At 60.7% G+C, this 10600-nt stretch carries 12 protein-coding genes; 8 read left to right on the top strand and 4 right to left on the bottom strand.

The window, feature by feature from the left end:
• Positions 1 to 2 precede the first annotated feature (2 nt).
• On the bottom strand, positions 3 to 620 hold the full coding sequence (locus tag OTG14_RS14645) for a response regulator transcription factor (protein ID WP_048028672.1): 618 nt from the start codon (positions 618 to 620) through the stop codon (positions 3 to 5).
• 283 nt (positions 621 to 903) lie between these two features.
• Here OTG14_RS14645 and OTG14_RS14640 point away from each other — a divergent pair, with 283 nt between their 5' ends.
• Together OTG14_RS14640 and OTG14_RS14635 are read left to right on the top strand one after the other, a co-directional pair.
• Complete coding sequence (locus tag OTG14_RS14640) at positions 904 to 1506, top strand: ATP-dependent Clp protease proteolytic subunit (protein ID WP_024909504.1); 603 nt, start codon at positions 904 to 906, stop codon at positions 1504 to 1506.
• A gap of 135 nt (positions 1507 to 1641) precedes the next feature.
• Entirely contained in the window at positions 1642 to 2763 is a 1122-nt protein-coding gene (locus OTG14_RS14635; RefSeq protein ID WP_061716027.1) for a ribosomal protein uL16 3-hydroxylase, read from the top strand.
• A 61-nt stretch (positions 2764 to 2824) separates the two neighbouring features.
• Here OTG14_RS14635 and OTG14_RS14630 read toward each other — a convergent pair whose 3' ends face one another.
• Positions 2825 to 4243, bottom strand: coding sequence for an aminotransferase-like domain-containing protein (locus tag OTG14_RS14630; RefSeq protein WP_024909502.1), 1419 nt, complete (start codon positions 4241 to 4243; stop codon positions 2825 to 2827).
• A 176-nt stretch (positions 4244 to 4419) separates the two neighbouring features.
• On the opposite strand from OTG14_RS14630, the gene OTG14_RS14625 reads away from it, so the two are divergent.
• Positions 4420 to 4581, top strand: coding sequence for a DUF1127 domain-containing protein (locus OTG14_RS14625; protein WP_032645487.1), 162 nt, complete (start codon positions 4420 to 4422; stop codon positions 4579 to 4581).
• Between the two features lie 40 nt (positions 4582 to 4621).
• Here the strand turns inward: OTG14_RS14625 and pdxR are convergent, their stop codons facing one another.
• Positions 4622 to 6010: a MocR-like pyridoxine biosynthesis transcription factor PdxR gene (pdxR, locus tag OTG14_RS14620; protein WP_267215295.1), complete on the bottom strand. Its 1389-nt coding sequence runs from the start codon at positions 6008 to 6010 to the stop codon at positions 4622 to 4624.
• 101 nt (positions 6011 to 6111) lie between these two features.
• Between pdxR and OTG14_RS14615 the strand changes: the two genes are divergently transcribed.
• Complete coding sequence (locus OTG14_RS14615) at positions 6112 to 6591, top strand: carboxymuconolactone decarboxylase family protein (protein WP_024909883.1); 480 nt, start codon at positions 6112 to 6114, stop codon at positions 6589 to 6591.
• Here OTG14_RS14615 and OTG14_RS14610 read toward each other — a convergent pair.
• Entirely contained in the window at positions 6578 to 7480 is a 903-nt protein-coding gene (locus OTG14_RS14610) for a LysR family transcriptional regulator (RefSeq protein WP_048992906.1), read from the bottom strand. The two genes, OTG14_RS14615 and OTG14_RS14610, sit on opposite strands and share 14 nt — an antisense overlap.
• Positions 7481 to 7580: 100 nt before the next feature.
• Here OTG14_RS14610 and OTG14_RS14605 point away from each other — a divergent pair, with 100 nt between their 5' ends.
• The 4 genes from OTG14_RS14605 to OTG14_RS14590 all read left to right on the top strand — a co-directional run bounded on the left by OTG14_RS14605 (position 7581) and on the right by OTG14_RS14590 (position 10530).
• On the top strand, positions 7581 to 8996 hold the full coding sequence (locus OTG14_RS14605) for an aldehyde dehydrogenase family protein (RefSeq protein ID WP_267215294.1): 1416 nt from the start codon (positions 7581 to 7583) through the stop codon (positions 8994 to 8996).
• A 152-nt stretch (positions 8997 to 9148) separates the two neighbouring features.
• Positions 9149 to 9472, top strand: coding sequence for an antibiotic biosynthesis monooxygenase family protein (locus OTG14_RS14600; RefSeq protein WP_126545533.1), 324 nt, complete (start codon positions 9149 to 9151; stop codon positions 9470 to 9472).
• Positions 9465 to 9842, top strand: coding sequence for an amino acid-binding protein (locus OTG14_RS14595; RefSeq protein ID WP_208763481.1), 378 nt, complete (start codon positions 9465 to 9467; stop codon positions 9840 to 9842). The genes OTG14_RS14600 and OTG14_RS14595 overlap by 8 nt, the downstream gene beginning before the upstream one ends.
• Positions 9835 to 10530, top strand: a complete 696-nt coding sequence (locus OTG14_RS14590; protein WP_267215293.1) for an ArsR/SmtB family transcription factor — start codon at positions 9835 to 9837, stop codon at positions 10528 to 10530. The genes OTG14_RS14595 and OTG14_RS14590 overlap by 8 nt, the downstream gene beginning before the upstream one ends.
• Positions 10531 to 10600 lie beyond the last annotated feature (70 nt).

Genomic DNA, 10600 nt, shown 5'->3' with positions numbered 1-10600 from the left:
CGTTACTCCGCAGGCTGGCTTTTGGTCAGGCGCTCAACGGCCCTGACCAGCTCTGCCACGGAGCGCACCTGCATTTTCTCCATTACGCGGCGGCGATGCACTTTCACCGTGATCTCGCTGACGCCCAGCTCGGCGGCAATCTGCTTGTTCAGCATGCCGCTTATCGCCAGCGTGAGCACCTCGTGTTCGCGCGGAGTGAGGGAGAGATGGCGCTGCTTCAGGGCGTAGTGCTCTTTATTGCGCTCGGCGTTGTTTTCCGCCAGCTGCAGCGCGGACTCAATGGCGTCGATAAGCGCGGTGGATTCGACGGGTTTGGTAAGAAATTCGTACGCGCCGCCTTTAATGGCGCGCACCGACATCGGAATGGTGCCGTGGCCGGTGAGAAAAATAATCGGGATCTCGCGCCCGCTGTCCTTGAGGGCATCTGCCACCTCAAAACCCGAGATGGTGGGCATCTGCATATCGAGGACCACGCACGAGGGGAGCTCTTCAAAGCGGTGCTGAAGAAACGCTTCTGCCGATGAAAAGCCGATGGCGTTTAAGTCTGCGGATTCCAGCAGCCCGATCACGGACTGTCTGACTGCGTCATCGTCATCAACCACATACACAATGTGTTCCATTCACCGCCCCGGTGCTGTTTTACATGTCGAGGATGCAAACAGCCCCAGGAGTGACGTAAGGGACTGTTTATGCTGACTTTCATCTTAACACATTAAATATAATTATCATTTAACAATATGATAATCATATGAAGTATAGCGATCCGGGCGGGGGCGGTGAAAGAACGAAACGCGTGCAACATGGGCAATGTGCATGGGCTCCCTCGTAATTTGCCGGTGAGGACTTTGATCGGTAAAACAGGCTACACTCTGGTTTTGAGCGCTAAATGCTGAGGACATAACAATGCACTACACACTGAAAGAAAGCGACAAGGAAAAAGCGGAAGGGTCAAACGGCGCGGGCGCTCTGCAGCAAAAACTGCTGGAGTCTCGTTCGATTGTGATTTCCGGTGAGATCAACCAGGAGCTGGCGCAGAAAGTGATCACCCAGATGATCCTGCTGCAAAGCGTCAGCAACGATCCGATCAAGCTGTACATCAACAGCCAGGGCGGTCACGTGGAAGCGGGCGACACCATCCACGACTTCATCAAATTCATTCGCCCGGAAGTGCACGTGATCGGCACCGGCTGGGTGGCGAGCGCCGGGATCACCATCTTCCTGGCCGCGAAAAAAGAGCACCGCTACTCGCTGCCAAATACCCGCTTTATGATCCACCAGCCGCTGGGCGGCGTGCGCGGTCAGGCGACGGATATTGAGATCGAAGCGCGCGAGATCATCCGCATGCTGGATCGCGTAAACAAGCTGATCGCCGACGCTACCGGCCAGCCGCTGGAAAAAGTGAAAAAAGACACCGACCGCAACTTCTGGATGTCGCCGGCGGAAGCGCTGGACTACGGTATCGTGGGTAAACTGATTACCCATTATGACGAACTGAAGCTGGATTAAGTTTTCGCGGCGTGTTTGTGTCGGGTGGCGGCTTCGCCTTACCCGACCTACACGTGCGGGTTTGACCCATGACAAGTTCCCCCTCTGCCTTCTTGCCTATAATCGCGCCTGTTTCCCCTCTTACTGGTGCTACCCATGGCGTATCAACTGAACCTGAACTGGCCGGAATTTCTTGAGAAATACTGGCAAAAACAACCCGTCGTGCTGAAAAATGCCTTCCCGAACTTTGTCGACCCGATTACCCCGGACGAGCTGGCGGGGCTGGCGATGGAGCCGGAGGTCGATAGCCGTCTGGTGAGCCATTTCAACGGCAAATGGCAGGCCAGCAATGGCCCATTCGAGCACTTTGACGATCTGGGCGAAACCGGCTGGTCGCTGCTGGCGCAGGCGGTGAACCACTGGCATATGCCCGCCGCGGAGCTGGTGCGTCCGTTCCGCGTTCTGCCGGACTGGCGTCTGGACGATCTGATGATCTCCTTCTCCGTGCCGGGCGGCGGCGTGGGTCCGCATATCGATCAGTACGACGTGTTTATCATTCAGGGGATGGGCAGCCGCCGCTGGCGCGTGGGTGACAAGCTGCCGATGCGTCAGTTCTGCCCGCATCCGGCGCTGCTGCACGTGGATCCGTTCGAGCCGATCATTGACGAAGACCTGGCCCCGGGCGATATTCTCTACATTCCGCCTGGCTTCCCGCACGACGGTTTTACCCATGAAACGGCGCTTAACTACTCCGTCGGCTTCCGCGGGCCGAACGGTCGCGATCTGATCAGCAGCTTCGCCGATTACGCGCTGGAAAACGATCTGGGCGGTGAGCACTACAGCGATCCGGATCTGACCTGTCGTGAACATCCTGGCCGCGTCGAGCAGTACGAGCTCGATCGCATTCGTCAGATGATGATCGACATGATTAGCAAGCCGGATGATTTCACAAAATGGTTCGGCAGCTTTGTCTCCACGCCGCGCCACGAGCTGGATATCGCCGCCGCCGAGCCGCCGTACGCGCCGGAAGAGGTGCTGGACGCGCTGCAGGGCGGCGAAACGCTGTCTCGCCTGAGCGGCCTGCGCGTGCTGAACATCAACGGCAGCTTCTTCATCAACAGCGAACAGCTGGAGACGGTTGACGCGAAGGCGGCGGATGCGCTGTGCCGCTTCACCGAACTCGGTCAGGCCGAGCTGGGCGATGCGCTGAAAAACCCGGCGTTTGTCGAGGAGCTCACCGGGCTGATTAACCAGGGGTACTGGTACTTCGACGAGTAGTGCGGCACGGTTTTCTCCCTCTCCCTGTGGGAGAGGGTCGGGGTGAGGGCATCAGGCCGCACTAGCCCTCCTCCATCGCAATCACAATCGCTTCACCCAGCTTCTTCAGCGCCTCGCGATTTTTGTCCGTCGGCGGCAGCGCCACGTTGATCCGCAGGCAGTTGCGGTACTTCCCGGAGGCGGAAAACAGCGACCCGGCCGCGGCCTGGATCTTCAGCCGGCACAGCTGCTTGCTGACGCACACCATATCGACCTTCTCCGGCAGCTCAATCCACAGCAGGAAGCTGCCCTGTGGGCGCGTGACGCAAATCTCTGCCGGAAAATACTGCCGCACCCAGCAGGTGTAGGTTTCCATATTTTGCTGATAAATCTGGCGCATACGGCGCACGTGGCGATGGTAATGCCCGTCGCGAATAAACGCCGCCACCGCCATCTGCGTTCCCGGCACGTTAAACCCGCCCGCGGCGTATTTCATGTGCATCACCCGGTCGTAGTAGCGTCCCGGCACAATCCAGCCGACGCGCAGGCCTGGCGCCACGGTTTTGGTAAACGAGCTGCAGAGGATCACGCGGCCGTCGATATCCATCGAATGAATGGTGCGCGGGCGCGGGTACTCCGCCGCCAGCTCGCCGTAAATGTCATCCTCGACAATCACGATATCGTGCCGCTGGGCGAGGGCCAGCACCTGCTTTTTCCGCGCTTCCGGCATGATAAATCCGAGCGGATTATTGCAGTTGGGCACCAGGATCACCGCCTTGATCGGCCACTGCTCCATTGCCAGCTCTAACGCTTCGATGCTGATCCCGGTCTCGGGATCGGTAGGAATTTCAATTGCCTTGATGTCAAACCCGCGCAGCATCTGCATGGTGCCGTGAAACGACGGAGATTCCACCGCCACGATATCCCCCGGTTTACACACCGAGAGCAGGGCGATAGACAGCGCGCCGTGGCAGCCGTTGGTAATGACAATGTCGCTTGCCGAGACGGTGGAGCCGCCGTCGAGCATCAGGCGGGCGATCTGCTCACGCAGCTCCAGGCGCCCGTCGAGCACGTCATAGCTCAGCATCTCGCCGGGATTATGCTGCGCAATGCGGCTCATCTCGCGCCACAGGGGCTTCAGGCTCGGCTGGTTAATGTCCGGCGAACCGCCGCCAAAGGAGATCATCTCTTTGTCGGCGCGGGCGTCCAGCAGCATCATCACCTCATCCCACTGGGTAACGTCCACGGGGCGCTGCACCGGGCGCGTCATCGCCGGGACGGGCGGCTGGGCTTTGCGCGGTGAGACAAAATAGCCGGAGCGCGGCTGAGGCGTGATCAGCTGGAGGTTTTCGAGGATCTGGTAGGCCTGCTGTATGGTGCTGATGCTCACGCCGTGCTCCTGACTCAGCGTGCGCACCGACGGCAGACGTTCGCCGCTGCGATACAGCCCTTGCTCAATGCGTTCAGCCAGAAGATTGGCCAGATGTTGGTAGCGTGTCATGCTGTATCCTTTGTTTTCACCATACAGATTATAAAACCAGTACAGATTGCTGCGAAAATTGCCATGCAGATACTGTTTTAGCGGATCTGTATGTTAAACAAAAGGTGTTTTTGCATCTGTATTGCACGGGTGTATTTCCGGGATGATAACCCCACTGACACAGTGAGGAGAGCATCATGGAATTCTACGAGAATCGTTCAAAACGTCCGTTTATTGTGTTCGTCTGGATCGGGAAAACGATCTGCAACTGGTATCGCATCAACCGTACCCGCCGCATATTGAGCCAGATGAGCGACGAGCAGCTCAAGGACGTTGGGTTGTCCCGCAATGATATTTAAACCGTAGGCCGGGTAAGGCGAAGCCGCCACCCGGCGATGTTCAGCGCAACAGCTCAAACGTCTGCCGCTTCGGCCTTTCCAGCAGCGCCACCGCCTCTTCATACGACCGCACGTTGTTATAGCCCATCACCAGCCCGTAGCGCTTCCCGGAACCGCGATACCACTCCGAAAGCGCATTGACCTGGAGCTGCTGTTCCTGCCAGCAGCGCGCCACTTCCCGGTCACGGCTTCCTTTGGTCAGGAACGCCACGATATGCATTCCACCGTCGTTTTGCTCGGTGAAAAACAGATCGCCATACACCTCGCGCAGGGCGGCAATCATCCAGTCGCGGCGGGTCTGATACAGCGCGCGCATCTTTTTCAGGTGACGGAAAAAATGCCCTTCGTTGAGAAACGCGGTGAGGATCTTTTGCGTCAGCACCGGCTGGCCGCTGGTGGTGATGTCCGCGCAGTCGGTAAAGGCTCCGACGGTGCTGGCGGGCATCACCACGTAGCCCATGCGCAGCGACGGCATGATGGTTTTACTGAAGGTGCCCATAAAAATCACCCGGTCGTGTTGGTCGAGGCTTTTCAGCGACGGCAGCACCTTGCGGGTGTAGTGAAACTCCCCGTCGTAATCGTCTTCGATAATCCACGCCTCGTTCTGGCTGGCCCAGTCGAGCAGCTGCTGTTTACGCGGCAGGGAGAGCGTGACCGCCAGCGGGCTCTGGTGCGACGGGGTGACGATGGCAAAACGGGCGTCGCGATGGTGGCGCAGCAGGTAGTCCGTGTCGATGCCGCAGCGATCGACCGGCACGGTGTGCAGGCGCGGCACGATCCGCTTGAGCAGCTGCTGGCCCATAAAATAGCCCGGATCTTCAAACACCACCTTGTCGCTGCGGCTGGCAAGGGTATCGAGGATCAGCCGCAGGCTGCCGCTGTAGCCGCTGGTGATCAGCACCTGCTCGGCGGTGCAGGAGAGCCCGCGCGAGATGTTGAGGTAGCTGGCGATGGCCTGGCGCAGCGGATACCAGCCCAGAACGGGCGGGTTGAGCATCTCCTCCTGTCGCATAGCCCGCGTCGCCTGGCCTGCCAGCAGCAGCCATTTTTTATACGGAAAACTGTCGAGGGCAGGGATGCCGGGGCGCAGAAACCCCGCCCGCTCGCGCTGGCTGATGAGCGAGGCCGGAAGCGCTCCGGTAGGCTGCTCCGCAGGGGCAGTCTTATCCGGCAGCAGTAAGTCCGGGTTAACCCGCGTGCCGCGCGCGCCCTGGCTCACCAGATACCCTTCACCCGTCAGAATGGCGTACGCCGTTTCGACGGTTTTACGCGCCACCTTCAGCTCTTCCGCCAGCACGCGGATGGCAGGCACCCTGTCGCCCGGCTTCAGCACGCCGCGCATGATGTTGTCGCGGTAGCGGGAATAAATCTCGTGATAGCCCGGCTTCATGTCCTACCTCATTTCACGCTTTTTGTATCTTTTTACTATGTCATGAACGGCGTAGATTTGCCTCATCGCACGGCACATGCCGCACAAAAAGAGGAAAGACCATGAGCACTCGCGTTAACCACCATAAAGTTACACCTGCCCTCGCCAACGCGCTGTCTGCCCTGAGCATGGAGGTAGCAAAAACCTCCATCGACCCGGCGCTGAAACACCTGATCGACATTCGCGTGTCGCAGCTGAACGGCTGTACGTTCTGTCTGGATATGCACTCAAAAGAGGCGAAAATCGCCGGCGAGCGCGAGCTGCGCCTGTACCATCTGGCGGCCTGGCGCGAGTCCCCGCTGTTCAGCGCCCGCGAGAAAGCCGCGCTGGCCTTCACCGAAGCGCTGACCCAGATTGGCGTTCACGGTGTCAGCGATGCGCTCTACCGCAGCGTGGCGGAGCACTTCTCGGACGTGGAGATTTCAGAGCTGAACTTCGCCATCGTGGCGATCAACGCCTGGAACCGTCTGGGGATCACCTCCCGCATGGAACCCGGCGCGCTGGACGCGGCTTACGGGCTGAATAAGGCTAACCTGGAATAATCCCGCGCTCGCGAACCATCGCCACCAGCGCCCGCAGTCCCGGCGGGACGTGGCGATGGCCGGGGTAGTACAGGCGCAGCCCGGCAAACGGCTGCGCCCAGTCGTTTAGGACGCTCATCAGTTCTCCACGTTCAAGCTCTTCACGGATATACAGTTCCGGTAAAAATCCCACCCCTAACCCCGCTTTCACGGCGCGGATCGAGGCAAAAAGATCGGACGTCGCAAAACGCGGCGGTACGGCAAGGGCGTACGTTTCACCCCGACGCGCCAGCTCCCAGCGGTAGATCCCGCCGTGGGCCATCCGCATGCCGATCCCCTGATGTGAAAGCAGATCGTCCGGCGTCTGCGGAATGCCGTGACGTGCAAAATAGTCCGGCGTGGCGGTGACCAGCTGGCGGATCTCCCCGGTCAGCGGTACGGCAATCATGTCCTGCGGCACAGACTCCTCAAGGCGGATCCCCGCGTCATAGCCTTCCGCGACGATGTCGATCATTCGCGCTTCGCTGACGGTCTCTACGCGCATCTTCGGGTAGCGGATCATAAAGTCGATCAGCAGCTGGTCCAGAAACAGGGTGCCGATATGGTTTGGCACGTTCAGACGCAGCGTGCCGGCGGGTTCTCCGGTGTCGCTGTGGATCTCTTCCCCGGCGAGACGGATCTCCTGCAGGGCCGGGCCGATACGTGCCACGTAGCGCTGTCCGGCGTCGGTGAGCGCCACGCTGCGGGTGGTGCGGTTGAAAAGCCGCGTCTCAAGGCGGCTCTCCAGTCCGGCGATGGCATTGCTTACCGCCGTGGCGGACATCCCCAGCTCCTGCGCCGCGGCGCGAAAGCTGCCGCGCCGCACCACCGCCATTACCACTTCCAGCTCTGTCAGACCTGAACGATGCATAGATTATCCTGAAAATCGAAACAACCCTTGCAGCATAGCGTGGATTATCGCAACGGAGAAGCCGTGACAGACTGGTCTCACACAGCCTGAGGAGGGTTATATGCACACTATCGAACAGATCTTTATTAACGGCGAGTTTGTTACCCCGCACGGCACCGAGTGGTTTGATTTGTACAACCCGGCGACGGCGCGGGTCATCGGCCAGGTTCTTCTGGCGGATGAGGTCGACGCAGAGCGCGCCATTGCGGCGGCGAAAGCGGCGTTTCCGGCGTGGTCGCAGACCACAAAGCAGGAACGCATCGCGGCGCTGAAGCGCATGCACGCCGCCGTGGCCGCTCGCCACGACGATCTGCTGGAGGCGGTCATTGAAGAGTACGGCGCGCCCGCCTCGCGCTCGGCGTGGATGGCCAGCTATCCGGCGGAGGTGATTGCTCAGGCTATCGAGGCGCTGGAGGCGTTTGAATTCGTCACCCCCGCGGGCGCAGCCACGGTGCAGATGACGCCGCTCGGCGTGGCCGGGCTGATTACGCCGTGGAACAGCGATGCCGGGTTTATCTGCGGCAAACTGGCGGCCGCGCTCGCCGCGGGCTGCACGGCGGTGATCAAGCCGAGCGAAATGAGCGCCCTGCAAACGCGGATTGTCACTGAAGCGCTGCGCGATGCCGCGCTGCCGCCGGGCGTGTTTAACATCGTCACCGGGCGCGGCGAGACGGTAGGTGAAACCATTAGCCGCCATCCGGACGTGGCAAAAATCTCGTTTACCGGCTCCACGAATACCGGCAAGGCGATCCTGCGCAACGCGGCGGAAAGCTTTAAGCGCGTGACCCTGGAGTTGGGCGGTAAATCGCCGACGATCCTGCTGGATGATGTGGATCTGGCGCAGGCGATCCCGCTGGTGATTCAGGCCGGGTTTATGAACAGCGGGCAGGCGTGCGTGGCCGGGGCGCGCATTCTGGTGCCTTACTCGCTCAAGGCGGAGATCGAAACCGGGCTGGCGCAGGCCGTGGCGGCGGTGAACTCCGGCGACCCGCGCAACAGTGCGACTGACGTCGGCCCGATGGTCAGCGAAAGGCAGTGGCAGCGGGTGCAGGGCTATATCCGTAAAGGCCTCGAAGAGGGGGCACGCCTGCTGGCGGGCGGTGAAGGGCGGCCGGAAGGCACGCAGGACGGCTGGTTTGTGCGTCCGACGCTGTTTGCCGACGTGAACAACTGGATGACCGTTGCCCGCGACGAGATCTTCGGCCCGGTGCTGTGCGTAATCCCTTATCAGGACGAGGCGGAGGCGATCGCCATTGCCAACGACACCGACTACGGCCTGAGCGCGATGGTGCTGGGCGGCGATGTGGACCGCGCGCGACGCGTGGCGCAGCAGATTGTTTCCGGTCGCGTGCTGGTGAACACCCTGGCCCATGAACCGAAGGCGCCGTTCGGCGGGTTTAAGCACTCCGGTTTGGGGCGCGAGATGGGCGAGTGGGGGATCCGGGCGTTTATGGAGCCGCGGTCGATTGTGGGATAAAACCTGCCCGGTGGCGCTGCGCTTACCGGGCCTACATGAGCCCGTAGGCCGGATAAGCGCAGCGCCATCCGGCACAACACTTCGCTCCTTGCCGAAGCATCGTGCTTTTCCATCCTGCATTCTCTCCCCAACATCACAACGGAGAGACCATCATGATCGCAGTCCTTTTCGAAGCTAAAGCCGAGCCCGCTCATCAGGCGCGCTATCTCCAGCTGGCCGCCGAACTTAAGCCGCTGCTGGCCGACATCGACGGCTTTATTGATATCGAGCGGTTCCAGAGCCTGACGACCGACGGCAAAATCCTCTCCCTTTCCTGGTGGCGGGATGAAGAGGCCGTCCGCCGCTGGAAGCAGAACGTCTTTCATCAGGCGGCGCAGGCCGAAGGGCGGGAGTCGATTTTTGCGTACTACCGCATTCGGGTGGCGCAGGTCGTGCGGGAATATACCTCTGAAACCGGAGGGCATGCCGATGTATGACGTTCATGTCATTTTTCGCGATATCCCGGGTGAGCTGGCGCGCTTTGGACAGCTGCTGGGCCGCAACGGCGTGGGGCTGGAGGGCGGTGGCGTTTTTGGTACAGATGCCCATTTCCTGATGGAAGACGGGGAAAAAGCGCGACGCGTGCTGCTCGACGCCGGGTTTATCGTGCAGGCGGTGCGAAAGCCGGTGATCAGAAAGCTTAAGCAGGAGCGTCCTGGCGAGCTGGGCGAGATCGCGGCGGCGCTGGCGGCACGCGGTGTGTCTATCCTGGCCCAGTACAGCGACCATGCGAATCACCTTATTCTGCTGACGGATAATGATAAGCTGGCCGCTGAGATCACTGAACCCTGGGCGGCCCATGCTTAAGACGAATTTACCCCCTGACAACAGCGCGATGCTGGAAAAGGCGATTGCCGCGGTGGCGGCTGCAATGGCCGATCCGTCGCGCGTGAAGATGCTCTGTGCGCTAATGGATGGGCGGGCGTGGACGGCCACTGAACTGAGCGCGGCGGCAGATGTCGCACCGTCGACCGCCAGCGGGCATCTCGCCCGGCTGCTTGAAGGGCAACTGATAACCTGCCTGTCGCAAGGGCGGCATCGCTATTATCGTCTTGCCGGGCACGACGTGGCGGCGCTGGTGGAGCAGATGATGGGGCTTTCGTGGAGCCGCATTATCCCGCCGGAAACCACCGCGCCGAAAGCCATGCGTGAAGCCCGGACCTGCTATGACCATCTCGCAGGCGCGGTGGCGGTGCAGATCTATGATTTCATGCAGGCGGAAGGCTGGCTGGAGGCTGACGGTTCAGCGTTGACACTCTATGGCCGGGAGCAGTTCCTGACGCTCGGCATTTCGTTAAGCGCGCATCCGCGCCGGAAGGCCTGCTGCGCCTGCCTGGACTGGAGCGAGCGGCGGTTTCACCTGGGCGGAGAAGCCGGCGCGTTGCTGCTCGATCATCTGGAAAATAAAGGCTGGATCCAGCGGGTGGCGGGGTATCGGGAGGTGGTGGTGACGGCGTCGGGAAAGGCCGCCTTCAGGAAGCATTTTAGCCGCTAAACGCCGCTGCGGGCTGATGCCCTCACCCCGACCCTCTCCCACAGGGAGAGGGAGAACACCCTTTTCGCAA

Source organism: Enterobacter pseudoroggenkampii, from assembly GCF_026420145.1.
Classification (GTDB): domain Bacteria; phylum Pseudomonadota; class Gammaproteobacteria; order Enterobacterales; family Enterobacteriaceae; genus Enterobacter; species Enterobacter pseudoroggenkampii.
This window is presented reverse-complemented; position numbering and strand designations above follow the sequence as displayed.